Source organism: Pseudomonas plecoglossicida NBRC 103162 = DSM 15088, from assembly GCF_000730665.1.
In the GTDB taxonomy this organism is placed as follows: Bacteria; Pseudomonadota; Gammaproteobacteria; order Pseudomonadales; family Pseudomonadaceae; genus Aquipseudomonas; species Aquipseudomonas plecoglossicida.
This window is the reverse complement of sequence record NZ_BBIV01000055.1, coordinates 1-24,149: the sequence shown is the minus strand read 5'-3', so window position 1 is coordinate 24,149 and position 24,149 is coordinate 1. Positions and strand designations below refer to the sequence as shown.

The following is a 24,149-nucleotide window of genomic DNA, read 5'->3' as shown; positions in this document are numbered from 1 at the left end:
CCTCTCCCTTACTGTGCCGGCGCCGTTGCCGGCGGCGCGTCATTGGTGACCCGCAAGATCCCCCACAGCCCCGACAGGTTGCCGTAGGCAGCATAGTCCCGGAACAGGTAGTCCCCCGGCACCGCATTGGCACCACCGGCACTGGGCAGCATGAAGCTGAAGTGCGCGGCCGGCAGTACGCTCTCCTGGGCGCCGATGTACATGGCCATCGGGTTGTTGCCGAAGCGCACCGAGCCGATCCCCGGCAGGTTCATCGGGTAGCCGTCGAGGTCGTTCTTCTCGGCTTGGTAGTTGTGCAGCGGCCACAGGTGGCCATCGAGCTGGTAGGTCATGCCACGGCTGCCGCCGCTGGGCATGACGATGTGGTTGCGCACCGGTTGGCCCGGCTTGGCGTACAGCACCGGGGTTTGCGGGTCGCCACCGACCAGGGCGTTGGCGTAGGCCATGTGGGCATTGGGCACGTCACCGAAGCCCAGGCCATCGGCACGGCCGAACGGCGAGTCCGGGGCCATGCCGAAGCGCAGCCACAGCGGTTCGGTCTTGTAGTTCACGGCCATGTTGCCGTTGTCCTGCGGGTCGCCCGCCGCACCGTTGCCCTCGGTGTTGATGCCTTCCACCGGACGGCCATCGGCCCAGCGCATGTTCAGCGCCCGCTGCCAGACCGTGACGAAGTCGCGGTAGTCCGGCTGGCCAGTGACCTTCACCGTGGCCTGTGCGCGGGTGGCCGTGTCCTCGGTCCAGGTGGCAGTCTGCGGCAGGATGCTCATGGCGCCGACCAGGCCTTTCTGCGGCTGCTTGATGAAGTCCGACGGGGTCAGGTTGAGGCCGCCGAACTCGATGGCCGTGGAGTTGATGTTGTCTACCGTGCGGCCCAGTTGCAGGGTCGGTTTGCCTTCACGCTCCAGGTGGCCGGCGTAGTACTGGTACACCTTGCTCGGGTAGGCGCCACTGTTGCCGGCCCGCGGCGGTACGGTCTGCACCGGGTTGAGGCCGACGTTGGCACCATCGGACTTGGTGATGTCATAGGCCAGCAGTTGCGCATGCAGGCCAACGTGGCTGGATGGGCGCATGAGGTTGTTGGCAAAGGCAGTGGAGCCTTCGCTGTCGAACCGGTCGCGCTTGACCACGTCGTGCATCACCGCTGTGGTCGGCAGGTCTGGCATCATCAGCGGCAGGCGGTTTTCCAGGGTGACGCTGATGCAGTCGCCGGCGTTGGCGCGCAGGATCAGCGGTTCCACAGGTACGCCGGGCTTGAGCTTGCCGGTGGTGGGGTCGAGGTCGGCCTTGCGCACATACAGGATCGCGGTCGGGTCGTGCAGCGGCGCGCTGTGGCCACCGATGGTGAAGGTCTCGCCGTCCTCGGGGTCGACGCCGCTGACCTGCGGGATGCTGGTCTTGCGGCTGTTGAACACCAGGGTGCCGCCGTTGGCCTTGAGCGGGCCACCGACATGCTGGCCGTTGCCGGCCGGGTCGGTGATGCTGACCCCGTTGCGGTTCTCGAGGATGTCGTTGGCCAGCGCGGCGACGATCTCGTAGCTGCGCTTGACCGTAGTGCGGCTACCGACGCCGTTGGGGTTGGCCGTGGTTTTCGGGCAGATGCCGTCGAAGTTCACGGTGTTGCGCATGGCCACCGGCTGCGGGTTGTTCGGCAACGGGTAGAGGTCGGCGCGCTGCGCGGTGTAGTTGCGCATGATGCCCCAGATGCCGTTCCAGTAGCCTTCCAGGGCCGCATCCAGCGAGTACAGGTAGTCGCCGTTGGTGGCCGCGGAACTGGAGATCATCGACACCGGCGCCATGAAACCCAGTTGCTCGGAGATGCCGATCATCTGCGACGACTTCCAGCCCGAGTTGGAGCTGTTGCCGAAGCCGGTGCCGTTCTGCAGCCACTTGACGCCGTGCAGGGTGACGTTGTGCTCCTCTTCATGGCCACCGGCGTGCATGCGCAGGCGCACGTTGTCGCCGGAGTAGGTACGCAGCATCGGGGTGAACGGGTCGCCCGGTTCGCTGCCGGCCTTGTTGATGTGCGGTGGGAACAGCGTAGTACCTCCGGTGGGGCCGACCGCCGAGGTGATCGCCGACGGCGCCAGGTTCATCGCCGGAATGGCGCGGTCGGTGCGGGTCTGCAGGGCGTAGCTCAGGTCGCCGCCGAGGCCGTCGGCCTGCATGCCGCGCTTGCCGTCCGGGCCGACCTTGTTCGGGTCGAACACGCGCAGGGCCAAGGGCTCGTTGCGGTAGTTGACGACGAACATGCCAGGGTCATCCACCGAGATGGCCTGCGGGCACGGCCGGCTCGGGCAGCCCGGGTTGATGCCGCCACGTTCCTCGACGATGGCTTCCAGCAGGTTCGATGCCTTGCCCCGTACCGGCGGGTTGATGGCGTAGCGGAAGCTGTCGGCAGTGGCCGGGTAGGCCTGTGCGTCAGGCACGCCATTGGGGCCTGCGCCCACGTACACACCGGCTTCATAGGCATGCTGGAAGTCGCTGTACTCCAGGAAGAACTCGCGGTAGCTGTCGTTCTTGCCGTCGCCGTCGTGGTCGCCGGTCTGGATCACCGCCTGCCATGAGGTGGGGCCGCCATCCTGGCGGGTGCCCGGGTTGTACAGCTGCTCCCCGGTTTCGGCGTGGTACCAGGTGGAGCCGGCAGGTTCCGCCAGCACGGTCGCATAAAGCCCAAGCTGCTGATGGGTCGATGGGCCGAGGTGATCGTGAGTGAAGATGGTGCCCAGGCCCCGGTCGACGTTGTACACGTTGACCAGCGGGTCGGCGAACCAGCGTTGCATGGCGGTGCGCGCACCGAGCCAGTCGGCCCGGCCAAAGCGGCCAAAGTACGGATGCTGCTTGGCTTTCGGGCAGGCTGCCGTGCCGTCGCGGCTGTCTCCTTCACTGCAGTCGTTGAAGGCACGAATGGCGTGCACGCGCTCGACCACGCTGCCGGGCGAGAGGATGCCGTCTTCGTAGTTCCAGCCGTTGGCCGAGCCGTCGGCGGCGGTCAGGTCCCACTTGGGCAGGTGGATGTGCTGGCCGATCACGTCGGTCGGAGTACGCACCTGATAGTCGTCCATTTCATAGAACGACGGGATCAGGTTGGTGTGCTGGTACATGGTGCAGTCGAAGGTGTTCATGCGCATCACCAGCGGCTCTGGCGGGCGCTGCTTGGTGATGACCGGCCAGGCGTCTTCCCACAGGGCGATGATGCGCGCTTGCGGGAAGTGGTAGCCGACCTTGTTGTACACCGCGTCGAACTGGATGTTGGCGCCCTTGTAGATGCGCGGGCGGTCGGCGGTGAAGGTCGAGGCGCCGCGGAAGTTGATGCCGGTCAGGCTTTCGCCGCTGAAGAACTCGCCCACCCCCGAAGTCTGGGTCAGGCGCTTGCCGCGGTCGTCCATGCAAGGTTCGTAGAACGGCGCGCCGGCGGTCGGCAGGGCACCGTTGGTGCGAAACGCCTTGGCCACCGGTTGGCCACCCGGCACCAGCGCGTAGCTGGGGTGCTCGGGCATCGCATGGAACTGCATGGCGGCCTGCTCGACGTCGGTGCCTTCTTCCGGCAGGTAGATCGGTTTGGCCTTGTGCACCACCTTGGAGAAGTCCAGCTTGGTGGTGGTGGTGACGGCTTCACCGCCTGCGGACACACCGTCCAGGGCGTGGCGGCCGAGGCCACCGTCCCAACCGTCGACCTGGTTGGCGTCGAGGTTGGCCCACAGCGCCTTGCCGCTGTCTTTCAGTTGCTTTGCAAGGGCCGGGTCGAGCATGTCCAGTGGCGGAGTTGGCGGGCGGTTGCCGACGCTGCTTTCCATGCCACCGATCCAGAACGGGTAGCCAGGGTTCTTGAGGGTGCCGTCGGGGTTGCGGTTGGTCTCGCTGCGGTCGACCAAGGCCAGGGAACCAATGGCCTTGGGCGCGGCGGGTTGCTGGGCATGGTCGTCGTCACCCTCCTCTTCTTCTGCGCCATCATCGTCATTGCTTGCGACCAGGGTTTGCGACAGTTTCGGCACCACCACGACCTTGCCCGGCATCGGCGCCATGGCCTTCCCAGGCAACGGCACGATGGCCGGAATCGGCGTACCGGCCACGATCTCGCCGTCCGGCAGGGCGCGGGCGCCGACCGCCGGCTTACCGCTGCGCAGGGCGAACGGCGTGGTGTGGAAGCCGTCGCTGCCCTGCCCGCTGACCTCCAGGCGAGTGCCTTCCTCGAACACGTCGTGCACCCGCCACATGGCCCACATACCTTGGGCGAAGTGCGGGTAGAAGTGGCAATGGTAGATGGCGTCGCCGGCCACGCGGTTGCGGTTGCCGGAGCCGCCGTTGGCGATTTCGTAGGTGTAGCCGACACCCGCACCGATGCCCTGGGCATCGATGTAGTCGGAGTTGTCGTCATTGGGGTTGAACAGCCACTGGTGGCCGTGCAGGTGGAAGATGTGCTGCTCGTGGCCATTGTGGGTGTTGCGGAACTTGGTGAAGTCGCCAATGTAGCTGTGGTGCACGTTGGCCGGTTCCGCCGGGTACAGGGCCATGCTGGCCTTGACCCCGGTGGCACTGGCAGGCGGCACTTCGCCCGGGCGGATATGCTCGAGGCCGACGTTGGCCGGGACGTCGACCAGGGTGCCGACATCGCCCACGGTGTGGGCGCTGAGGAAGAATTCTTCGTAGGCGCACGACAGGCAATCGTGCATCGGCCCGACCCCGAGCCGGTTGGCCACCACCTCGGCGCCCATGCCGCCTGAGCCGTAGTTGATCATGAACGAGTCGCGGGCCGGCTCCAGCACATGCCCCATTACCGGGTCTGCCCAGTAGCCCGGAAACGCCTGGGTACCGGCGACCTCGTCGGCGAACTGCGAGGCGAAGTCACGAAACGCTTCCAGCCGGTTGGGCAGCGCCGGGTTGCGCTTGCCGATGCTTTCCAGCGGATAGGTGGACTTGGGGAAGCTGCCATCAGGGTTGGGGCCCATGACGATGGCATCGGTTTCGCTGTTGAGGATCTGGTTGCCATCGACCATGGCGATGATCGGCTTGCCAGCCTTGCCCTCGCTGATCCAGGGCTCGGCCTGAGGGTAGCGCGCCTCGTAGTCGATGACCGGTTGACCGGTGGGGGTGCGGCCGGTGGTGGCCAGGCGCATTTCTTCTTCGGTCAGGGTGTTGCGGTAGGTACGCCCACCTTTGGGGACAACCACCACCTGGCCGAACAGGCCGTTGGACACGTTGCCGGCGGTGCCTTCGCCGCCGAAGGTGGCGGCCTTGCTGGTCGCAGCGAATGCCCCTTCCCGTTCGGCGTAGAGGGTATAGCTGCGGGTGCTGCCGGGGCTTACCAGGAAGTTGCCGTTGCGCCCGGTGTTGGCCGAGATGTCGGCGATGCTGTTGACCGCCTGCATGCCGTTGACCTGGAAGCCCACCAGGCGCTCGGCCACTTGCTCGTCGGCGACGAAGCCTTCGCCGGCCGGGTCCTCGACCTCGATTTCGGTCCCTTCTTCGCCTTCGGGCTCTTCGGCTTCGATGCCGTGCTTGTTGGGGTTGGCCTTGTAGTCGAGCAGGTTGGTCAGGTTGACCGTCAGGCATTCCCCGGCGGCCACGCGCAGCACGATCGGTCGTGGGCGCTTGTCGGGGCGCAGGGTGACCTTGCCGGGCACTGCGGCGCCGCCTTTGCTGAGGGGTACCTGGTGCTCGTCGACCACGTCTTCACGCAGGGCGAACATCATGCCGTTGGCGTTCTGCGCGCCCAGGCGGTTGAACATCAGTGGCTGGTCCAGCGCCACCACGTTGGCGACCAGGGTGCGCTGGCACTGCACAGCCGCCTCGCTGGTCGTTTCCCAGCCCAGCAGGGCCAGGACAAGTGATGTCAGGACGGGGCCTTTTTTCGGGGTCGGCATACTGCACCTCCGGGACACAGGGACTGCCTGGAGGTCAGCAAGGTGTATGCCAGATGGAAATAGCGTTGTTTTTCAGCAGGTTGCGCCATGAAGCAAATCGAATTGGGGAGGATTCCCCAGCGCCATTCCCCGAATCGGGGGGATGATAGGCATTCACGTTTGGGATTCAGAAAATTCCTTGTCGTTCCACTTGAACATCTGCCGTTCCACGCCCTCAAAAAGGAGATACCGTCTCTCTTGCCAGGAGCCTGTCGATGCCCGACCAACGCCTGACCCCAAGCGCCTCGCAGCCATGAAAATGCCCTGCCGCGCACCCAACGCCAACCTGCAGCTCGACTATGTGCGCGACACGCTGTTCGGGCCCGTGGCCCTGAGCGTGGAATGCCAATGCCAGCTCGCCGCCCTGAACCTGCAGGGCCGCCCCGCCCTGCGCCTGCATATCTGCCCGCCGCTGCCGGACAAGGTCGAACGCGCCCACAGCGTAGCCTTCGTCTGGGATGGCCGCAGCTATCACGGCGTGGTGCGCGACCAGGGTAAATGTGGCGATGGCGGCCTCAACCTGCTGGTCGAGCTGCAGTAAGCCGATCAACGGCGGCGAAACGGGCTGAACCTGGCGCAAGCGGCGTGCCTCCATAACTAGAGGCCGTTGCCTTGAGGAGAACGCCATGAACAGTCCGTTGCTCAAGCTCTTCACCCACCCTTCCGACGCCTGGATCGAGATCCGTCGCGCCGAGGAGGACCACCCGCAACAATACCTGCCGCGCCTGCTGGCCCTGGCGCTGATCCCGGCGCTGTGCCTGTTCGTCGGTACCACCACCTTTGGCTGGAGCCTGGCCGGTGAGGAGCGCGTGCGCCTGAGCATGGCCAGCGCGGCGCAACTGGCGGGGCTTCTCTATGCCACGACCGTGGTCGGGGTGATGCTGATGGGGGTGATGATCCGCTGGATGTCACGCGGCTTCGATGCGCAACCCAGCCTCAACCAGTGCATCGGCTTCGCCGCCTATTGCGCCACGCCATGGTTCTTCGCCGGGGTGATCGGCCTGGTGCCGATTCGCTGGCTGGCCTTGATCGTCCTGATGGCAGCGTCGGCCTATGCCACTGTGCTGCTGTATGGAGGGCTGCAGACCTTCCTGCGCCTGCGCAAGGAACAGGCGATGCTCTTCGCAACCTGCGTGTGGGGGGTGGGGCTGTTGCTGCTGGTGACCATCCTGGTGTCGATGATCCTGTTCTGGACCAACGGGCTCATGCCCGAATACGTGCGCCCGGCCAGCCTCGGCTGACCGGGGCATGGCGGCGATCAGGCAATGGCCTTGAGCGGGGCCGGGTGAGTGCGCAATGCATGCAGTTGCCCGACCAGGTTCACGACATCGCGGCAACTGTTGAGGTTCTGCAACGACACACCCGTGAGGACGACGCCCTCCTCCAGGTTCTGTCCCTGACCCAGCCGGATGGTCAGGCTGACGCCATCCGTGCAGCTCACTTCACAGCGATCAGGCAGGCAGGCTTGCTCGATCAATTGGCGCATTTCGAGCATCGAAACTCCTATCAACGACATGGTACGACCCTCTCTGTACTGGATGGCCTGTTGTATGTGGTTACGCCCTTGGCAGGCAGGGTGCCAATTGATAATGCGCATGCCCAAGCGGCCGTCCATGCGCCAGGGCAATGGTAGTGCGGGAGATCAAATAGCACCTTAGTGGATGAACACGGGCAGACCACGACCGTTCGGTCCGATGCTGGCACTTCGCGACAGGCGGTAGGCTGATCGCCATTCATCCAGCCTGGCATACAGCGGAGAAAACTTTTCCTTCCTGTGAAGGCTCCCATTGTTCAAGCCGGGAAGTTTTCTCCCAGCGCCTCCTTTTGCTGCGCACAGGACCTTGTAACCGATGATCGACGCCAAACTTTTCGTGATCGACTATCAGCTGCATGGCAAGCCCAAGTCTTTCATCATCCGTGCCGACCGCATGGACAACGCCGAGGCCTGGCACTGGGCCAGCTGTGACGCTGGCCTGGGCCGCATCGGTCGCTACAGCCACGAGAAAGTGCGTAAGGTCAGCAGACCGCTGGCTGAGCGTTTCGGCATCAGCGATGTGCAATGGCGCCAGTCGGGCTGAGCGAATCACGCCATCTGGCCGAACCTGCCGGCGTGGAAATCGTCGAACGACTCGGCAATTTCCGCCTGGCTGTTCATCACGAACGGGCCATAACCCACGATCGGTTCGTCGATGGGCTCGCCACTGAGCAGCAGCACGCTGGCGTCTTCCAGCACCTCCAAGGCTACCCCCTCGCCTGCCCGCTCCAGCAACACCAGACTCGCGGGGCCGACGTCACGCTCGCCATTGACCCGCAACTTGCCGCGCAACACCACCAGCGCCGCGTTGCGGCCGGCGGCGACAGGCAGTTGCAGGTTGGCACCGGCACGCAGGCGCATGTCCCACACATCCATAGCAGTGAAGATGCGCGCAGGGCCTGGCTGACCACCGTAGGTGCCGGCGATGACCCGCAGGCTGCCCGCATCGCCTTGCAGCGATATCAGCGGAATGTCCTTCGCCAGCAACGTCTGGTAGCCCGCCGCCGCGCGCTTGTCCCGCGCTGGCAGGTTGACCCACAGCTGCACCATTTCCAGGGTGCCGCCGCTACGGGCGAAGGCCGGGGCGTGGAATTCTTCATGGAGGATGCCGTTGGCGGCAGTCATCCACTGCACATCGCCTGGGCCGATCAGGCCGCCGGCACCGGTGGAGTCACGGTGCTCCAGCTCGCCCTGGTAGACGATGGTCACGGTCTCGAAGCCGCGGTGCGGGTGCTGACCGACGCCGCGACGGGCATCGGTGGGGGTGAAGTCATGGGGGCCGGCGTAGTCCAGCAGCAGGAACGGGCTGATCTGGCTGGCCAGGTCGTCGTAAGTGAACAAGCTGCGCACCGGGAAGCCATCGCCTACCCAATGGGCATGGGGGCTACGGTGAATACCCAGGATCTTTTTCATGAGAAACCTCCTCTCTTGGCTGGGTTAACCTTACCAATGCGCACAATCTGGCAGTAGCCGGCTTAAATGGCACTCATCGTCCTATCAATGGAACAGTTACTGTTCTTGCAGGAAATCGACCACCTGTTGTGCTGCCATGGCCGGGGCTTCCTGCATGAAACAGTGCCCACCCGCTACCTCGCGGGCCGTCACCCGTGGGTTGATGCGCGCCAGTCGCTGCACCGAGCGCGGCACGAAGGGGTAGGTCTGCTGGCCATGCAGCACCAGGGTCGGGACCTGGATGCTCGCCAGCTGCGACCACATGCCCGTGGGGAACGAACTGAAGATGTCCACTTCGCGGCTGGGCCGGCACTTGAGCACCACGCCTTCGCCGCAATCGCCCAACGCGTGTTCTATATAGGCATGCAGGGCAGCATCACTCCAGCCCTTGAAGATACCCCGCCCCTGCAGCGAAGCCAGCGCCGCCTCGCGGTCCGGCCAATGGCTGCGGCGGCTGGCAGCCTTGCGCGCCAGGGCATGGCGACGGTGCAAGCCTAGCCGTGCGGCGATCCCCATGGCGCCGATCATGCGCCGGCTGAACAGCACCGGGTCGAGCAGCACGGCGCGCGCGAACAGGCCCGGTGCGGCGGTCAGGATCAGCCCGGTGAGCACACCGCCGAAGCTGTGCCCCACCGCGTAGCGCGGCACGTCCCCGTACTCGCCGCGCCCGCTTTCGAAGGCCTCGATGGCCAACGCAGCGGTGCGGTTCCAGCCACGAAAGTCACCGCCGTGGTCACTGTCGCCATGGCCCTGGACATCGCACAGCCACAGGTCGAAATGCTCGGCCAGTGCCATCAGCAGCGGCTGGTAGGCCAGGCAGCAGAAGCCGTTGCCATGCAGGAAATGCAGCAGCGGCTTGCCGCTGGCCGGCGAGCGCCAGCCACGCAGGGTGAAACCTTCGGAGCAATCATGGGACCAGGGAATCAACTGCATCGGCTTACTGTACTCAGCGGTTTATCAAGTCGCCGATTCTACAAACAGCAGCGGATAAAGCGAAATCACCAGCAGCAGGGCCATCAGGACATTGAACAGCATCAGCCAGCGCGGGTTCTGCAACAGCCGGCGCAGCGCGCTGCCGAACATGACCCAGACGCCAACGCTGGGCAGGTTGACCAGGGCGAACAGTGCGGCGATGACGATCACGTTCATCACGTAACCCTGGGCCGGGGTGTAGGTGGTGATCGCCCCCACCGCCATGACCCAGGCCTTCGGGTTGACCCACTGGAACGCCGCCGCCCCCCAGAAGCCCAGCGGCTTGCGTGCATTCGGCGAGTCGGCGCTCAGCGGCCCGGAGGTGGCGATCTTCCAGGCCAGGTACAACAGGTAGGCGGCGCCGACGTAGCGCAGCACGGTGTAGAGCAGCGGCCAGGCCTTGAACACCTCGCCCAGCCCCAGGCCGACCGCCAGCACCATGACCATGAAGCCCAGGCTGATACCCAGGGCATGCGGGATCGAGCGGCGCACACCAAAATTCACCCCTGACGCCAGCAGCATGGTGTTGTTGGGTCCCGGGGTGATCGAAGACACGAAGGCAAACAGCACGAAGGCTGCAAGCAGATCGGCAGAGGCAAGCATGGCGGGCATTCCGGTATCGTTGCAGGAACTGTCACACTAACGGAGTCGCCCCGCCTGGCGACCGATACAGTTGAGTTAAATTATACAGATACACCTGACTGTATCGTCACCGATGTACATGGAGGAAAAGCATGAGCCTGAACATTCGCCCCGCCGTGCGCAGCGACGCCGCGCAGATCCTGGCGTTCATCACCGAACTGGCCGACTACGAACGCGCCCGCCATGAAGTGGTCGCCAGCATCGCCGATATCGAGCGCAGCCTGTTCGATGAAGGCAGCACCGTGCACAGCCTGATCTGCGAGCGCGATGGCCAGGCGATCGGCTTTGCCGTGTACTTCTACAGCTACTCGACCTGGCTGGGGCGCAACGGCATCTATCTGGAAGACCTGTACATTACCCCCGAACAGCGCGGCGGTGGCGCGGGGCGCCAGCTACTGCGGCACATCGCCCGCGAGGCGGTGGCAAACGCCTGCGGGCGCCTGGAGTGGAGCGTGCTGGACTGGAACGCGCCAGCCATCGGGTTCTACGAGTCGCTGGGGGCCGAGGCGCAGGATGAGTGGATCCGCTATCGCCTGGATGGCGAGAAACTGCGCCAGTTCGCCCAGGGGTGATCGAGCGCAGATCTAGACCAAGAGCAAACCTGTGGGAGCCGGCTTGCCGGCGATAGGGCCCCAGACAGCTTGTGCCTGTGCTGGCCTCATCGCCGGCTTGCTGGCTCCCACAGGGATTGAGCTGGGGCTGGTCAGGAAGCGATTACCACGCCTTGGTTGCTGAATGCATCCAACAGCGCCAACCCCTGCGGTTCGATCAACGCCAGTTGCATACCCGCCCTTTGCGCAAGCAGCGCAAGATGCTCCCGCCCAATGCACCGCCGCTGCTTCAGCGATTCCAGCAACGCATGGGCCAGCGGCGCCAGGCGAGAAAAATGCACCTGCAGGTCCGCACCTCGGTACGCGAGCAACAGTGTCGGCGCCTGCGGTGCTTGCTGGGGGATATGCCCAGGACCGATCTGGTCGACCGGCCAGGCATCCATTCGCCAGGCGCGAGGCAGGCATGCAGCACCGGGAAACTGCCCGCCAGCAGCGACTGCAGGTTGCCGAAGAACAGCTGCCGGTACACCGCCAGGCGCCGCGCCTCGATGCCCGGTGGTGGCGGGTTGGCTTGCGGGTCGCGGATGTGACGGCTCATGCGCAACTGCTGGGCTTGCAGGGTATCAGCCATGGCGCAGCCCCCTTTGCGGTGTTTGCAAGCCGCGGATGTGTTGCACCTCGGTCAGCAATTCGGGCAGCGGCGGCAGGTTGAAATCACGCTCCAGCAACGTCGGCCGCGGGCCGAGAGACTGGTAGGCGCTGTCCAGCAGGCGCCAGACTTCTGCCTGGACACTGGCGCCGTGGGTGTCGATCTTCAGGTCTGGCGCTTCGTCGTAATGCCCGGCCACGTGCAGGCAGGCCACCCGCTCGGCCGGTATCCGGGCCAGGAAATCAAGGGCGTCATAGCGGTGGTTGCAGGCATTGACCACCAGGTTGTTGATGTCCAGCAGCAGGTCGCAGTCGGCTTCGTCGAGCACGGCCCGGAGAAAGTCGATTTCGCTCATCGCCTGGTAGGGCGCGGCGTAGTAGGCGATGTTTTCCACGGCGATGCGCCGGCCCAGGGCGTCCTGCACTTCGCCGATGCGCCGGGCGGTATGGCGCACGGCTTCGTCGGTGAAGGGCATGGGGATCAAGTCGTAGAGGTGGCCCTCGGCGGCGCAGTAGCTCAGGTGCTCGCTGAACAGCGGCACCCGGTAGCGGTCGAGAAACGCGCGGATCTGGCGCAGGAAGGTGGTGTCCAGCGGCGCGGGGCCGCCCAGCGAGAGCGACAGCCCGTGGCAGGCCACGGGAAAGCGCTCGGCCAGTTGCGCCAGGCCCTGGCCATAGCTGCCGCCTACACCGATCCAGTTGTCCGGCGCACATTCGAGAAAGTCCACGGCGTCGGGGTCCAGGGTCAGCAGTTCGGGCAGCAGCGCCCGACGCAAGCCAAGGCCGGCGCCCTGCAGGGAGGAAGGTGTGTGCATGGTCGGGCTCCTTTGCGCGAAGGGCCCTCCCCGGCCAGTCAGCCGGGAACGATGCGGGCAGCGGTCAGTTGCTGGCCTGGCTCAGCTTGCCGTACAGGTCGGCCGGGAATGGCTTGCCGTTGGCGTCGAACTGAGCTTTGCGGAACTGGTACACCTCGCCTTCGGACAGGAAACCGTCGTGGTCGGCGTCGATCGCCTCGAATTCGGCGTTGGCGCCAGGGGCTACCGCCAGCAGCTCGGCACGGGAAACGCGGCCATCGCCATCGGCGTCGGTCCGGGCGAACGAAGCATCGCCGCACTTGCCTTCGCCACACTTGCCTTCGGCCTTGGACACCTTGGGCGGGCCGCTGGCACCGCATTTGCCTTCGCCGCACTTGCCCTCCCCGGCCTTGTCCGCGGCGGCGAGCTGGTAGGCCTGTGACAGGGGTTCGACGGCGAACGCCGAAGCGGTGAAGTTGATGCCGCCGAGCAAGGCGATGCTCAGCAGGCCAAGGCCGGTCTTGTTGATACCTGGGGTACGGGACATGGTGCTGCTCCTGAATGTGTCGGGTCATGCCACAAGGGCGAAAGAGCCAGGGAACGCAGCCGTTTGGCTGTGCGTTCGGGCTGGCTCATTTGGCCTTGGGCATGTATCCCGGACGTATCAGGACGCCGCACGATTTGTAAGCGAACTACGGCTGCAAGGGGGCGAGATACACAGCGATACACCGATTGGCCTCAGCGTCTGTCCAGCAGGCGCGCCAACAGGAACGTCGCCGCCACGGCCAACACCACCGCGGCGCCGATGGAAGGCAAGGTGCCCCAGTGCTCGATGGTGCCGTTCACGGCCAGGTAGAAGCCCAGCACGCCCACCGCGCCAATGGCATTGCCACGCACGATCGCGCCCAGCTCCGGATGCCCGCCCTGGACATGGGCGAACACGGCGAGCGGCCAGGCAATCACCGGGATCGGCGCCAACAGGCCACTGGCCACGGGCCCCAGCCACTCGGCACTGGCGGTGATCGCCACCAGCAGCAAAGTGGCCGTGAGCATACGCATGGGGATGACCCAGCGTGGCAACGGCACCACCTTGGCCGGGCCAGTGTCAGCCTTCGAGGTGGTGACCACGATGATCAGGCTGAGCAGCACCAGCGTCACCGCGACCGAGGCGGCCATCCAACCCAGGCGGCTCATCAGCCAGGCGCTGGCCGCATACACCGGCAGAGCAGCCAGGCAGCCGGCAAGCGCCGGAATGCGCCGGGTCGCGAGGAAGTAGAACAAGTAGGTCGCCTGTACCGCAGCCAACCCCGCCAGCGCCCCCGGCACCGCCTGCAAGGCGAACCCTGCCCCCTGTTCGAGGCTGAGGAAGAGGATGACCAGCGCCGAGGTGACCGGCAGCCCGGACAGCAGCCCGCCGATTTTCGTGCCCCAGCGCCTGGCCGCCAGCGAGATGGCCAGCATGAGCGTGGGGGTGATCAGAAACTTGAGGTAGAAGGCAGTCATGAAGGGCACGGCAGGCTCTGGAACAAGGAGAGGCATGATACCGCAGCACAACGCCGGCGAAGGCCCCGACAGAAAATTGCGGCCAGCCGCTGGTGGCGCGACCCGCCCCCTGTGTATGCTGCCGTCCACCGAGCCCTGCCGAGCGGACTCCCCCTTATGGCCGTTGACCTGCAAGCCCTCTACCCGAAGCTGATCCAACTGATGCTGGACACCGTGTTCGTGGTCGACCGGGACAACACCATCGTGTTCGTCAGCAACGCCTGCGAAGCCTTGCTGGGCTACAGGGCCGATGAGCTGACCGGCACCCCGATTACCCAGTACATGCACCCTGAAGACCTGGAAGCGACGCGGGCCTCGATCCTGCGGGTGCTGAACGGCCAGGCCCACCTCGACTTTCGCAACCGTTACCTGCGCAAGGACGGCAGCATCGTGCACATTCTGTGGTCGGCCTGCTGGTCCGAGGAGATCGGCGCGCGCATTGGTGTGGCACGCGACGTCACGGCTCAGGCGCTGGCCGATGAAGAACTGCGCTTTCTCGCCCATCACGATTCACTGACACGCCTGAGCAACCGCTCGCGGTTCAACCAGCGGCTGGCGTTGGCGTTGCAACGCCAACGCCCCTTGGCGCTGCTGTTTCTCGATATCAATGACTTCAAGGCCATCAACGACGAGCATGGCCATGCCATGGGCGACCGCGTGCTGTGCAGCGTGGCGCGCCGGCTGGAAAGCTGCACGGGCGCGCACGACACCGTGGCCCGGATGGGCGGTGACGAATTCACCCTGCTGCTCACCGACCTGCCCTCGCCCGGCGCCATCGCCGAGAAGACGGCGCAGATCCTGGCTGCCATGGCGCAGCCGCTGGACGAAGACTGTGGTGGCTTGCAGATGCCATCCTGCAGCATCGGCATTGCCTGCTATCCGGCCGATGGTGTCGACGCCGATACCCTGCTCAGTCATGCCGACGGCGCGATGTACCGGCAGAAGAAGCGGCGCTCGGCGAACGGCTGAGGCCCCTGTCTACCCTGTGGGAGCCGGCTTGCCGGCGATTGGACCCGCGCAGGCGTTCGACTGTGCCTGCCCTGGCCTCATCGCCGGCAAGCCGGCTCCCACAAGGGATTGCGCAAGCTTTTGGATAGTGCTGCTGCGCCCAACTATCGTTAGTGTCGCTATGCCAACCCCGGTCCTCGTATCGTCCCCTTCAAGGAGCCCGACATGCCCCTGGTACGCATCGACATCAAGCGCCAGCCCAATCCCGAGCATCTGCAAACCCTCGGCAAGGTGGTCTACGCCGCCCTGCGCCAGACCATCAACGTGCCGGAGCACGACAACTTCCAGGTCTTGACCGAGCACGACGCCGACCGCCTGGTGAACGACCCGCAGTACCTGGGCATCCAGCGCACCGATGGCCAGGTGTTCATCCAGATCACCCTCAGCGAAGGGCGCACCGTGGAACAGAAAAAGGCCCTGTACCTGGCTATCGCCCATGGGCTCGAGCGTGAGGCCGGGGTGCGTCCGGAGGATGTGTTCATCAACCTGGTCGAGGTGCGCAAGGAGAACTGGTCGTTCGGCAATGGCATCGCCCAATACGCCCTCTGACCGCCGCCTATGGACATGCAAAATCGCCAACGCATGGGCCTGCGCGGCCTGACCCTGACATTCGTACTCCTGGCCGTACTCGCCACGCTCGGCATTTGCCTGGCAGTCGCCTATAGCGTGCAACGCGACGCACTGATCGGCTCGACCCTCGCATCCAATCGGGCCTATGCCTCGAAGGTCGCTTCGAGCATCAGCGAGTTCCTCAACTCGGTGCAGGACCGCCTCAAGTTCAGCAGCCTGCGCATGGCCAGCCACATGGACGAGACGGCAGTGCTCAATGACGAGGTCCTGCGTCTGCAGGCCCAGGACTCCGAGCTCGATGTGGTGATGATCCTCGATCCCCAAGGCAAGGTTTTGGCCCTTTACCCCGAATTGCCAGGGCTGCTCGGAAGCACACTGACCTCAAGCGAGGTCAGGCAGGCCCTGACCCAGCGTCGCCCGCTGGTGAGCCATGCCTACACCAGCGCAGCCGGGCAACTGATCGTGTTCATCTCAAGGCCCATCTTCGCTCCTGCGGGGCAGTTTCTCGGCATGGTCGGCGGGTCGGTCCATCTGCAGCAACACGGTGTCATGCACGCCTTGATCAGCAACCACGCGCAAAATGACGGCACCTATGCCTTTGTCGCCCACAGCAACCAGCGCTTGCTGTATCACCCCGACCACGCGCGCATCGGCCAGGTCATCACCAACAGCCCGACGATGAACGCGGCGTTGCAAGGGCAGACGGTCGCGCGGACGAACGCCTGTACGTGGCCAAACAGACCGGCCGCAACCGGGTAGTGGCGGTGAGTGCGGTGGGGAGCTCGGGCTGATCTACTGCAGCCCTGCCATGAACGCCGGCACGGCCGTGGGCAATTGGCCCGAACCCTGGGCATTCTGCGCCGCCTGTATCAACTGCAAGTTGCGGTTGCGCAAAGCGGTGTTGCGCCCCACGCGCAGGTTGGAGCGTGTGGCCAGCACCTGCGCCTGCTGGTACTGCCCCTGTTGCAGGCGCAGCACACCCAGATAATGCAAGGTAGCCGGGTTGTTCGGCTGGATCTGCAGCGCCCGCTCAAGCGTTGCGCCGGCCTGGTCGAGCTTGCCTTCGGCGTACTGCCGGGACGCCGTTTCGATCAGCTGCGTCGTGGCATTGTTGCTGTGTGCCTGCACCGTCCGCTCACGGGCGAAGCTCAACGGGCTTGAAACAACGCTGAACAACAGGATAAGAGCCGACAGCCTACGCTTGCTTGTCATCAAAAAAGCACTCGCCCGATCCAGGAAATACCCGGGTTGAAGGAAGAGGCTATCGACCGGAAATGCGTTGCGAAGTTCCCGGCCCTTGGGTGTCAGCTTTCGACGACGGGATCGGCTTCGAGGGCGGCCTGCTCGGCCATTTTCAAGCGGTCGGCCTTGCTGATGTACTTCGGCTTGGTGCTGCGCGGCGCCAGCTTGGCGTTGGCCTTCTTGGCATGGGCCTTGAGCAGTTGATTGATTTTCTTGCGGCGATTCATGGGGAGCTCGGTCAAAAGGAGATACGCTTGCAGCCTACACTGTTAGCGTCGGCAGTTGGAGCGCGCGAGGGCTACCGCCGCGTGAATTCAAGCGCAAGAACCGGAGTGCTTGCGCTGCCAGGGCTTTCTACACTGGCTCCACTTCGACCTTAGCGAGAACGCGCCATGAACCAGCCCAAGCCGTCGAGCGCCCCGTTCGGCACCGATGAACAACGCTGGGCCGCCGTGCAGGCCCGCAACCCGGCCGCGGACGGGCACTTCGTCTACGCCGTGCGCACCACTGGCGTGTATTGCCAACCCAGTTCATCTGCCCGTCGCCCCAAGCGTGAAAACGTAATGTTCTTCGCCGATGCCCAGCAGGCCGAGGCAGCGGGTTTCCGCCCCAGCCAACGTGCCTCGCGAAACCAACGCCAAGCCTGCGAACAGCGCGCCGCGCTGGTGGCCAAGGCCTGTCGCTTGATGGACAGCGCACCTACCTCGCCCACCCTCGACGAACTGGCGGCGCAACTGGGCCTGAGTGCGTTCCATTTTCACCGCCTGTTCAAAGCCGAAACCGGTCTGACGCCCAAGGCCTACGCCTCGGCCACCCGTGCCCGCAGGCTGCGCGAGGAACTGGGCCTGGGCGAAAGCTCGGTGACGGACGCCATCTACGGTGCCGGTTTCAACTCCAACAGCCGCTTCTATGCCACCTCCGAGCAACTGCTGGGCATGGACGTGAAGGCCTATCGCGACGGCGGCGTGGGTACCGTGATTCGTTTCGCCATCGGCGAATGTTCGCTCGGGGCGATCCTGGTCGCCCAGAGCCAGCGTGGCATCTGCGCCATTCTCATGGGCGAGCGCCCCGAGGCCTTGCTGGGCGATCTGCAGGACCAATTCCCCAAGGCCCGCTTGATCGGCGGCGACCCGCAATTCGAAACCCTGGTGGCACAGGTGGTGGGCTTCATCGAGGCACCCTCCCTGGGCCTGAACCTGCCCCTGGACATTCGCGGCACCGCGTTCCAGGAACGGGTCTGGCAGGCACTGCGCGAGATCCCGCCAGGCTCGACGGCGAGCTACAGCGACATCGCCGAGCGCATCGGCGCGCCGAAAGCCGTGCGCGCCGTGGCCCAGGCCTGCGCGGCCAACCACATCGCGGTGGCGATCCCCTGCCACCGGGTGGTGCGACGCGATGGCGATATTTCGGGGTATCGGTGGGGGGTGGAGCGCAAGCGCGAGTTGCTGGAGCGCGAGTCGGGCAACTGATCGAGCGAAGCTGACGTATACCCAAACGGCGAACCTGGATTCTGTTCGGCAGCGACACAGAACGCATTGTCAGCACTAGACCGTCCACCCTTGGCGGCCACCGAGGTGGCAAGCGCTATATCAAGCTCGATTGCCGCACGCCCCCAAGCCAACGCGTGCGGCTTCTATGTGAAGCATCGGGTGTTCTTTCTCGACGAACCTTCCGCCATTGAATCAGGAGACCGGCCTTGCGCTATCTGCATGCCTGTCGCGTATCGGCTGTGGAAGAGTGTCAGGGCCTTCCGCGCTGCGTAAAGGCGCCAAAAGTCGAGCCTTTCAGGCGATGAGTGACTGTTATAGAGAGCAAACTTTTGTATGTCAGCATTGCGTATCGCAAGGTGCAGCGGAACTACTCACTGTCAGAATTGATAGTTCTCGAGTTTAACCCTTTTCGTTATGCTCGACCGAAATCGCAACGCACCGGAGTGCACATCGAACTTTAGGCGTTCATCCAGCAAAGACACTGGGGGGATACTTTCATGCCTAGCGACTTGAGAGCGGTGCTCGACCGGGCGACGGTTGGCAACAAAGCCTATTATTTGAGTGCTATGAAGCGGGAGGGTTTTTATTGTTGGCGATGACCACGCCTGAAAGTGCCGTTGCAGAGGACTTCCAGGCCCGGTTGAAAACGGCCTTACCGTTCTCGCGCTCAATCCTGGGCCCAGTGCGAAGGCTTTGAAAGTTAATTATCGGAATCGACTTCAGTGGAGTTTTTAATGCAGGCGAACAGTGCCTGGCTGTATCCAGAAACGCACTGCTGTCGATCCTGATAATTAATTTGTGACCCCCCGGGATCTTCCCTACCGTGTGTCGCTACCCATCAGCAAAGGGGCCAAGGCCTGTCATGAACGACCGTGAGTTCATCAATGCCATCGACGAAGATGGCCTGCCGCTGCACATCGCCGTGAAGCATGGGCGCATCACCCACATCGGACCGCAACGTGCCCCGACGGCGGCCCGCGAAACCGTCGACCTCGAAGGCCTGCTGGCCCTGCCGGGTTCGTCGACGGCCATATCCACCTGGACAAGCGCTTCGTCGGTGACCGTTGGCGCCCGCACCAGCCGGTGGCCACCCTGCGAGAACGCCTGGCCGTGGAGAAGCGCGAGCTGGCCAGCGCCCCGCCGATCGTCGAGCGCGCCGAGGCGCTGATCCGCCAGGCAGCGTCGTACGGCACCCTGGCCATGCGCTGCCATGTCGACGTGGACGCCACCACGGGCCTGGACAACCTGCGCGCCATCCTCGAAGCCCGGGAGACGTACAAGGATCTGGTCGAGATCGAATTGGTGGCCTTCCCCCAGGCCGGTGTGGTGACCTGCCCCGGTACTGCCGAAGTGATGGAAGCGGCCGTTCGCGAAGGCGTCCAGGTCGTCGGTGGCATCGACCCGACGACCCTGGACGGCGACGCCGAGGCGCAACTCGACATCGTCTTCGGTATCGCCGACCGGCATGGCGTCAAGGTCGATATCCACCTGCACGAGCCCGGCGCTGTTTGCATCGCCCAGCTCGAGCGCATCGCTGCACGCACCCAGGCGCTGGGCATGCAGGGCCTGGTCGCAGTCAGCCATGCCTATGGCCTGGGCGACGTTGCCGACACGCCGGCCAGGCTGGAACTGGTGAAGCCGATGCGCCAACTGCGGCCCATGGCTTCGATGGCGGTGATCATGTCATCCCGGTACAAGCCGCGTGGCGGGAAGGTCACCAGCGGGATCGGGTCCTGGGCGAAGCAGGGATACCGGGCACTGTCGATCCATTCGATGCGTTCGGGCTGGCAGGCGCTGGCTTCGCGGCTGTGACGGCGCTGCTTGACCAGCACCAGGTCCAGCTCGCCACGGTCGTAGGCACTCATCAGGTCACGGCTCAGGCCACCGGTGATCTCCAGCTTGACCTTGGGGTTGCGCCGGTTGAACGCCGCCAGCGCCTGCATGGTCTTGCCCGCCACGAAGTCGTCCGGCAGCCCGATGCGCACGGTGACGGTCACTCCGCCCGACAAGGCTTCGCTCAACTGGTTGCTCACTGCCAGCAGGTGCCGCGCATAGCCCAGCAGGGTCTCGCCGGCATCCGTCGGATGCACTTCGCGGTTGCTGCGATCAAGCAACGGGTGCCCGACCATTTCCTCGAGCCGGCGTACCTTCTGGCTGACCGTCGACTGGGTCGAATGCAGCCGTGCAGCGGCAGTGGTGAAACTGCCGCAGTCGGCGACCATCACCACGGTCCGCAGCATGTCCAGGTCGTAGATCGCCCGATTGGTTTTGGTACTGTCTGTCATGGCTCAGGCCGTCTGCCTGCGCATGGCGAGAATCCCGGCGGCAAAACCGATGAACGTCACCCCGACTCCACGGTTGACCCAGCGCGACCATGCCGGCCGCAGCAAGGCGCCCTTGGCACGCGAGGCCAGTGCGGCATACAGGCTCAGCGAGGACACCGAGAGCGCCATGAAGATCGCAGTCAGGATCAGGAACTGAGGGAACAAGGCGGCGCCTTGATCGATGAACTGCGGGAACAGCGCAGTGAAGAACAGGGTGGCCTTGGGGTTGGAAAGCGCGGTGAAGAACGCCGACCGGTACAGCTTGCGACGGGTAGGCCGGCGAATCTCCCCCTGCAGACTGCTCTCGGCCAGCAGCGGCCGCTTGTTGCGCAGCTGTTTCACACCCAGGTAGAACAGATAGCCGGCGCCGGCGATCTTCACCAGGTTGAACAGCCATTCGGAGCTCGCCAGCAATGCTCCCAGGCCCAGCATCGCGGCCGCCGAGAGGCAGAACAGCCCGCTGGCATTGCCCAGCGAGGACCAGATCGTGCTGCGTTGACCATGGGCAAGGCTGTTGTTGATCGCCATCAAGGTCGCAGGCCCGGGGCTGGCGATGGCAATCGCCGCGACCAGGGTAAAAGCCAGCAAAGTGTTCAGGTCCATGGTTCCAGGCTCGTTCAGCATGCGAAAAAAGACTGACGCATGATGCCAGAACGCGCAGCGATCAACGACTGACAGATTCAGGCGCGCACGTAGCGCAGGTGCGTGGCGTCTGGTGTATCGAGCACCTTGTCGATGCGAAACTGCGGTACCGGGTCCTGGAGTTTCTCGAACAGCCGCCTGCCACCGCCGAAGAGTATCGGGGCCTGGGCGATCTCCAGTTCGTCGATGGCGCCCAGGTTCAGGTACTGCTGGATCACATCCGCACCGCCCGAGATGCGAATGTCCCGGTCGCCAGCAAGCTCCCGGGCTTTCTCCAGGGCCTTGGCTGGCCCGTCGTTGAAGAAGTGGAACGTCGTCCCGCCCGGCCGCACCCACGGCTCGCGTTTCTCGTGGGTGAGCACCAACACCGGGGCATGAAAAGGCGCTTCCTCCGGCCAGCTTCGCTCGCCGGCGTCGAACATGCGCTTGCCCATGATGTTGGCGCCGGAGCGCTCCAGGGTGTTGCGCAGCATGTCGTTGACCACACCCGTCTCGCCCCCCGAACCGAACTGGAGGCGCTCGCGAAAATACTGCTGCTTGAGTATCCAGCTCATCAGCGCGCCCCACTTGGCGCCCCAGTTCTTGTACTCGGGGTTGTCCCAATGTTCGATGCTCATGCCTTCCGGTGCCATGTAGCCGTCGAGGCTGAGCCCGACATTCACGAAGACCTTGCTCATGGTTACCTCTGCTGCTTCACGACCATGGGCCGATAAGGATAGACCTTCCCTCAACCGCCCAACGCGATGATGCCGACCATCAATGCAGTGCCCAATATTGCGAACGCCAAGCCAGTGAGCGTGGGCTTGCCACCCGAATAGCGCGCCAGTATCCAGCCGGCAACGAACAGCATCACCAGTGTCACCACGTTGGAGCTGCGTACGGCCAGTGCGCTGTCGGTGGTCAGCAGAAAAGGAATCACCACGGGAAAGGTGGCCAGCACGACCAGGGAGAACACGCCCAGGCTGCCCAACAGGTCCATCGCGCCGAGGCGAGGCGGCTGGGGTTGGTCAGCATAATCGACCAGGCGCTGGCGCAGCATTTCCAGCACATCGGCGTTGGCGATCTGAGCGATGCGCGAGGGTAGCGCCTTGGCGATCAGGGCGCGCCCCTCCTCTTCTCCGGCTTCGTCCTTCAAGTAGCTGACGAAGTTGCGGTTGCGCGTGCGGTCGGTCCAGGTGCGCAGCAGGTACATGACCGCGTCGGCGAGCCCCCAGGCCAGGTTGCAGCCCAAGGCGGCGTAGAGCATGGTGCGCACTTCTTCACGGCCTGCCGTCGCGACGCTCAACGTGCCCACGAACGTCATGGCCATGAGCAGGCCGAAGATGACCTCGGTCACCCGGTCGACGGGGTCGAGAATGCGATTGCGTCTGTCTTCTCTGGGCTTGGTCATGCCACCCTCGCTGCATGCGTCACACGAAAGACCGAACCGTTGCCCCCCTGCTGGCGAGGTGCTGTAACAGCTTAGACGTTGTATCGCGTGCCAGCATCGACCTTGCCACCCGGCACAGGCGTGCCGGGCAGGCCTCGCCGTTTCAACTACAGGACAAACACAATGCGCTCGGCACTGCTGCGCTGCCAGGCCGACTCGACATCGCTCAAGGGAACGGCCTGTGCATCGACCTTCATCCGGGCCGGCTTGATCGCGTTCAACAATTGCCCGACGACCCTTGCCAGGCCTTCATTGGAGACACTGCCCAGGCCGCTGCCGAACATCTCCAGGCCAGTACTGCGCAATACGCTGGGGTTCATCGGCAGGGTCGCTCCGGCAATTGCTCCAATGTTGACGAAGCGCAGACGTGGCGCGGCCTCGCGGCTGGCATGACCGCCCAATGCGTCAAGGATGCAGGCGGCAGGTTGCCCCCAGAGGTAGTCCAGGACGATGTCCACCCCCGGCCCGCGAATTTCATCTCGCAATGCAGCGGTCAATTGCTCGGCGGGCTGATCCAGGCAGATGAAGTCGTCCGCCCCGAGCTCGCGCAGCTCTGCTTCTGCTGCACGACTGCGCGCGGTCGCCACCACGCGCGAAGCACCCAGGTGCCTGGCCACTTGAATCGCCAGGCGACCGGAGGCACCGGCGGCGCCATTGATCAATACACGCTCGCCCGGCTTGAACCCAGCGCGCTCCTGCAGCGCCGACCAGGACGACATGCCTGGGTTGGCGATCGCAGCGGCGGTGATGTCATCAATATCATCCGGTATGGCCACGCAGCAGCGTGCATCCACGGCAACGACCTCGGCCATGGCACCAATGGGGGCACGGGGAAAGGCGAAGTACACCCGGGTGCCATCCTCGAGCAGGCCGACACCATCGGCACCGGGCACCAACGGCAAGGTCTTGCCACTGCTGTAGTGTTTGCCGCTGGCCTGTGCGCGCACCAGCTGGCTGAGCGCAGCGGCACGCACTCGCACCAGCACCTCGCCCGCTGCAGCCTGCGGCGCGTCGATCTCGCCATAGCGTGGCGGTTGGTCGAAGGCGTGGACGATGGCAGCTTTCATGGATGGACTCCTAATGGATGATCGAGGGTCGGGCCCGCATCAGGCATGTCGGTGCGACGACCGATGCTGTCAGCGATGCTTGGCATTCTTCTTGGCAATGGCTTTCATCCGCGTCGCCGCCCGCTGCACGGTGGCCATCTTCTCCGGGCGTTTCATGCCTCGCCACTTGCGGATCTCCTCCCGCGTGCGACCACAGCTGACGCACAGCTCGCTGTTGAGCTGGCACAGTGAAACGCAAGGGTTGTCGATGTCTTTGGCCATGGGCTGCTCCGCTGGGGGCGCGGATTATAACCGTGTGGGAGCAGCTGTCTTGATCAACTTTTGGAAGTTGACTCGGCTCTC

23 protein-coding genes and 3 pseudogenes are annotated in these 24,149 nt (G+C 64.6%); 9 read left to right on the top strand and 17 right to left on the bottom strand.

What is annotated here, in order from left to right; translation table 11 throughout:
* Nucleotides 1-8 precede the first annotated feature (8 nt).
* Nucleotides 9-5,861, bottom strand: coding sequence for a manganese-oxidizing multicopper oxidase MnxG (mnxG, locus tag PPL01S_RS22410; protein ID WP_028626157.1), 5,853 nt, complete (start codon nt 5,859-5,861; stop codon nt 9-11).
* Between the two features lie 292 nt (nt 5,862-6,153).
* Between mnxG and PPL01S_RS22405 the strand changes: the two genes are divergently transcribed.
* Nucleotides 6,154-6,441, top strand: coding sequence for a hypothetical protein (locus PPL01S_RS22405; RefSeq protein WP_016394800.1), 288 nt, complete (start codon nt 6,154-6,156; stop codon nt 6,439-6,441).
* A gap of 85 nt (nt 6,442-6,526) precedes the next feature.
* Nucleotides 6,527-7,141 carry a Yip1 family protein gene (locus tag PPL01S_RS22400; RefSeq protein ID WP_016394801.1) on the top strand — a complete coding sequence of 205 codons (615 nt, stop codon included), beginning with the start codon at nt 6,527-6,529 and terminating at the stop codon, nt 7,139-7,141.
* Nucleotides 7,142-7,158: 17 nt separating this feature from the next.
* Here the strand turns inward: PPL01S_RS22400 and PPL01S_RS22395 are convergent, their stop codons facing one another.
* A complete protein-coding gene (locus PPL01S_RS22395) occupies nt 7,159-7,416 on the bottom strand; it encodes a DUF1652 domain-containing protein (RefSeq protein ID WP_028626156.1) in 258 nt (85 codons plus the stop codon).
* A 334-nt stretch (nt 7,417-7,750) separates the two neighbouring features.
* Between PPL01S_RS22395 and PPL01S_RS22390 the strand changes: the two genes are divergently transcribed.
* Nucleotides 7,751-7,978 carry a DUF6555 family protein gene (locus tag PPL01S_RS22390; RefSeq protein ID WP_016394803.1) on the top strand — a complete coding sequence of 76 codons (228 nt, stop codon included), beginning with the start codon at nt 7,751-7,753 and terminating at the stop codon, nt 7,976-7,978.
* A 5-nt stretch (nt 7,979-7,983) separates the two neighbouring features.
* On the opposite strand, the gene PPL01S_RS22385 is transcribed toward PPL01S_RS22390, so the two are convergent.
* The 3 genes from PPL01S_RS22385 to PPL01S_RS22375 form a co-directional block, all read right to left on the bottom strand.
* Nucleotides 7,984-8,847: a pirin family protein gene (locus PPL01S_RS22385; RefSeq protein WP_016394804.1), complete on the bottom strand. Its 864-nt coding sequence runs from the start codon at nt 8,845-8,847 to the stop codon at nt 7,984-7,986.
* A gap of 96 nt (nt 8,848-8,943) precedes the next feature.
* The gene (locus PPL01S_RS22380; RefSeq protein ID WP_016394805.1) at nt 8,944-9,819 is read right to left on the bottom strand and encodes an alpha/beta fold hydrolase; all 876 of its coding nucleotides are present in this window, start codon (nt 9,817-9,819) and stop codon (nt 8,944-8,946) included.
* A gap of 24 nt (nt 9,820-9,843) precedes the next feature.
* The gene (locus tag PPL01S_RS22375; protein ID WP_028626155.1) at nt 9,844-10,470 is read right to left on the bottom strand and encodes a LysE family translocator; all 627 of its coding nucleotides are present in this window, start codon (nt 10,468-10,470) and stop codon (nt 9,844-9,846) included.
* 122 nt (nt 10,471-10,592) lie between these two features.
* Here PPL01S_RS22375 and PPL01S_RS22370 point away from each other — a divergent pair, with 122 nt between their 5' ends.
* Nucleotides 10,593-11,072: a GNAT family N-acetyltransferase gene (locus PPL01S_RS22370; protein WP_016394807.1), complete on the top strand. Its 480-nt coding sequence runs from the start codon at nt 10,593-10,595 to the stop codon at nt 11,070-11,072.
* Nucleotides 11,073-11,203: 131 nt separating this feature from the next.
* Here PPL01S_RS22370 and PPL01S_RS22365 read toward each other — a convergent pair.
* The 4 genes and pseudogenes from PPL01S_RS22365 to PPL01S_RS22350 form a co-directional block, all read right to left on the bottom strand.
* Nucleotides 11,204-11,682: pseudogene (locus tag PPL01S_RS22365) on the bottom strand (HvfC family peptide modification chaperone).
* Complete coding sequence (locus PPL01S_RS22360; protein ID WP_016394809.1) at nt 11,675-12,514, bottom strand: HvfB family MNIO-type RiPP peptide maturase; 840 nt, start codon at nt 12,512-12,514, stop codon at nt 11,675-11,677. The pseudogene PPL01S_RS22365 and the gene PPL01S_RS22360 overlap by 8 nt, the downstream one beginning before the upstream one ends.
* Nucleotides 12,515-12,578: 64 nt before the next feature.
* Nucleotides 12,579-13,040, bottom strand: coding sequence for an HvfA family oxazolone/thioamide-modified RiPP metallophore (locus PPL01S_RS22355; protein WP_016394810.1), 462 nt, complete (start codon nt 13,038-13,040; stop codon nt 12,579-12,581).
* Nucleotides 13,041-13,231: 191 nt separating this feature from the next.
* Nucleotides 13,232-13,996, bottom strand: coding sequence for a hypothetical protein (locus PPL01S_RS22350; RefSeq protein WP_016394811.1), 765 nt, complete (start codon nt 13,994-13,996; stop codon nt 13,232-13,234).
* Between the two features lie 156 nt (nt 13,997-14,152).
* On the opposite strand from PPL01S_RS22350, the gene PPL01S_RS22345 reads away from it, so the two are divergent.
* From PPL01S_RS22345 to PPL01S_RS22335, 3 genes are all read left to right on the top strand, one after another.
* Nucleotides 14,153-15,004 carry a sensor domain-containing diguanylate cyclase gene (locus PPL01S_RS22345; protein ID WP_028626154.1) on the top strand — a complete coding sequence of 284 codons (852 nt, stop codon included), beginning with the start codon at nt 14,153-14,155 and terminating at the stop codon, nt 15,002-15,004.
* 204 nt (nt 15,005-15,208) lie between these two features.
* Nucleotides 15,209-15,592 carry a tautomerase family protein gene (locus PPL01S_RS22340; protein ID WP_016394813.1) on the top strand — a complete coding sequence of 128 codons (384 nt, stop codon included), beginning with the start codon at nt 15,209-15,211 and terminating at the stop codon, nt 15,590-15,592.
* Between the two features lie 9 nt (nt 15,593-15,601).
* On the top strand, nt 15,602-16,372 hold the full coding sequence (locus PPL01S_RS22335) for a cache domain-containing protein (protein ID WP_050483680.1): 771 nt from the start codon (nt 15,602-15,604) through the stop codon (nt 16,370-16,372).
* A 33-nt stretch (nt 16,373-16,405) separates the two neighbouring features.
* Here the strand turns inward: PPL01S_RS22335 and PPL01S_RS22330 are convergent, their stop codons facing one another.
* Nucleotides 16,406-16,825 carry a tetratricopeptide repeat protein gene (locus PPL01S_RS22330; RefSeq protein WP_028626153.1) on the bottom strand — a complete coding sequence of 140 codons (420 nt, stop codon included), beginning with the start codon at nt 16,823-16,825 and terminating at the stop codon, nt 16,406-16,408.
* A 92-nt stretch (nt 16,826-16,917) separates the two neighbouring features.
* Nucleotides 16,918-17,082 (bottom strand): DUF2986 domain-containing protein, encoded by a 165-nt coding sequence (locus PPL01S_RS24955; protein WP_016394816.1) that lies wholly within the window; start codon nt 17,080-17,082, stop codon nt 16,918-16,920.
* Between the two features lie 165 nt (nt 17,083-17,247).
* Between PPL01S_RS24955 and ada the strand changes: the two genes are divergently transcribed.
* Complete coding sequence (gene ada / locus PPL01S_RS22325; protein ID WP_016394817.1) at nt 17,248-18,324, top strand: bifunctional DNA-binding transcriptional regulator/O6-methylguanine-DNA methyltransferase Ada; 1,077 nt, start codon at nt 17,248-17,250, stop codon at nt 18,322-18,324.
* Nucleotides 18,325-19,207: 883 nt separating this feature from the next.
* A pseudogene (locus PPL01S_RS24945) lies at nt 19,208-20,019 on the top strand (amidohydrolase family protein); the annotation flags it as partial.
* On the opposite strand, the pseudogene PPL01S_RS22315 reads toward PPL01S_RS24945, so the two are convergent.
* From PPL01S_RS22315 to PPL01S_RS22290, 6 genes and pseudogenes are all read right to left on the bottom strand, one after another.
* Nucleotides 19,956-20,630, bottom strand: a pseudogene (locus tag PPL01S_RS22315) (LysR family transcriptional regulator); the annotation flags it as partial. The pseudogenes PPL01S_RS24945 and PPL01S_RS22315 overlap by 64 nt on opposite strands.
* A gap of 3 nt (nt 20,631-20,633) precedes the next feature.
* Complete coding sequence (locus PPL01S_RS22310) at nt 20,634-21,272, bottom strand: LysE family translocator (RefSeq protein WP_016394820.1); 639 nt, start codon at nt 21,270-21,272, stop codon at nt 20,634-20,636.
* A 77-nt stretch (nt 21,273-21,349) separates the two neighbouring features.
* Entirely contained in the window at nt 21,350-21,988 is a 639-nt protein-coding gene (locus PPL01S_RS22305; protein WP_016394821.1) for a dihydrofolate reductase family protein, read from the bottom strand.
* A 50-nt stretch (nt 21,989-22,038) separates the two neighbouring features.
* Entirely contained in the window at nt 22,039-22,701 is a 663-nt protein-coding gene (locus PPL01S_RS22300; protein ID WP_016394822.1) for a VIT1/CCC1 transporter family protein, read from the bottom strand.
* A 146-nt stretch (nt 22,702-22,847) separates the two neighbouring features.
* Complete coding sequence (locus PPL01S_RS22295) at nt 22,848-23,807, bottom strand: quinone oxidoreductase family protein (protein ID WP_016394823.1); 960 nt, start codon at nt 23,805-23,807, stop codon at nt 22,848-22,850.
* Between the two features lie 69 nt (nt 23,808-23,876).
* A complete protein-coding gene (locus tag PPL01S_RS22290; RefSeq protein WP_016394824.1) occupies nt 23,877-24,068 on the bottom strand; it encodes a DUF1289 domain-containing protein in 192 nt (63 codons plus the stop codon).
* Between the last annotated feature and the right edge of the window lie 81 nt (nt 24,069-24,149).

Excerpts from the sequence above, each read along its gene's own strand:
- PPL01S_RS22375 (WP_028626155.1), bottom strand. The coding sequence starts at position 10,470 with ATGCCCGCCATGCTTGCCTCTGCCGATCTGCTTGCAGCCTTCGTGCTG.
- PPL01S_RS22355 (WP_016394810.1), bottom strand. The coding sequence starts at position 13,040 with ATGTCCCGTACCCCAGGTATCAACAAGACCGGCCTTGGCCTGCTGAGC.
- PPL01S_RS22310 (WP_016394820.1), bottom strand. The coding sequence starts at position 21,272 with ATGGACCTGAACACTTTGCTGGCTTTTACCCTGGTCGCGGCGATTGCC.
- PPL01S_RS22335 (WP_050483680.1), top strand. The coding sequence starts at position 15,602 with ATGGACATGCAAAATCGCCAACGCATGGGCCTGCGCGGCCTGACCCTG.
- PPL01S_RS22385 (WP_016394804.1), bottom strand. The coding sequence starts at position 8,847 with ATGAAAAAGATCCTGGGTATTCACCGTAGCCCCCATGCCCATTGGGTA.
- PPL01S_RS22400 (WP_016394801.1), top strand. The coding sequence starts at position 6,527 with ATGAACAGTCCGTTGCTCAAGCTCTTCACCCACCCTTCCGACGCCTGG.
- PPL01S_RS24955 (WP_016394816.1), bottom strand. The coding sequence starts at position 17,082 with ATGAATCGCCGCAAGAAAATCAATCAACTGCTCAAGGCCCATGCCAAG.
- ada (WP_016394817.1), top strand. The coding sequence starts at position 17,248 with ATGAACCAGCCCAAGCCGTCGAGCGCCCCGTTCGGCACCGATGAACAA.
- PPL01S_RS22295 (WP_016394823.1), bottom strand. The coding sequence starts at position 23,807 with ATGAAAGCTGCCATCGTCCACGCCTTCGACCAACCGCCACGCTATGGC.
- PPL01S_RS22370 (WP_016394807.1), top strand. The coding sequence starts at position 10,593 with ATGAGCCTGAACATTCGCCCCGCCGTGCGCAGCGACGCCGCGCAGATC.
- PPL01S_RS22395 (WP_028626156.1), bottom strand. The coding sequence starts at position 7,416 with ATGTCGTTGATAGGAGTTTCGATGCTCGAAATGCGCCAATTGATCGAG.
- PPL01S_RS22340 (WP_016394813.1), top strand. The coding sequence starts at position 15,209 with ATGCCCCTGGTACGCATCGACATCAAGCGCCAGCCCAATCCCGAGCAT.
- PPL01S_RS22380 (WP_016394805.1), bottom strand. The coding sequence starts at position 9,819 with ATGCAGTTGATTCCCTGGTCCCATGATTGCTCCGAAGGTTTCACCCTG.
- PPL01S_RS22300 (WP_016394822.1), bottom strand. The coding sequence starts at position 22,701 with ATGACCAAGCCCAGAGAAGACAGACGCAATCGCATTCTCGACCCCGTC.
- PPL01S_RS22350 (WP_016394811.1), bottom strand. The coding sequence starts at position 13,996 with ATGACTGCCTTCTACCTCAAGTTTCTGATCACCCCCACGCTCATGCTG.
- PPL01S_RS22390 (WP_016394803.1), top strand. The coding sequence starts at position 7,751 with ATGATCGACGCCAAACTTTTCGTGATCGACTATCAGCTGCATGGCAAG.
- PPL01S_RS22330 (WP_028626153.1), bottom strand. The coding sequence starts at position 16,825 with ATGACAAGCAAGCGTAGGCTGTCGGCTCTTATCCTGTTGTTCAGCGTT.
- PPL01S_RS22305 (WP_016394821.1), bottom strand. The coding sequence starts at position 21,988 with ATGAGCAAGGTCTTCGTGAATGTCGGGCTCAGCCTCGACGGCTACATG.
- PPL01S_RS22345 (WP_028626154.1), top strand. The coding sequence starts at position 14,153 with ATGGCCGTTGACCTGCAAGCCCTCTACCCGAAGCTGATCCAACTGATG.
- PPL01S_RS22405 (WP_016394800.1), top strand. The coding sequence starts at position 6,154 with ATGAAAATGCCCTGCCGCGCACCCAACGCCAACCTGCAGCTCGACTAT.
- PPL01S_RS22290 (WP_016394824.1), bottom strand. The coding sequence starts at position 24,068 with ATGGCCAAAGACATCGACAACCCTTGCGTTTCACTGTGCCAGCTCAAC.
- mnxG (WP_028626157.1), bottom strand. The coding sequence starts at position 5,861 with ATGCCGACCCCGAAAAAAGGCCCCGTCCTGACATCACTTGTCCTGGCC.
- PPL01S_RS22360 (WP_016394809.1), bottom strand. The coding sequence starts at position 12,514 with ATGCACACACCTTCCTCCCTGCAGGGCGCCGGCCTTGGCTTGCGTCGG.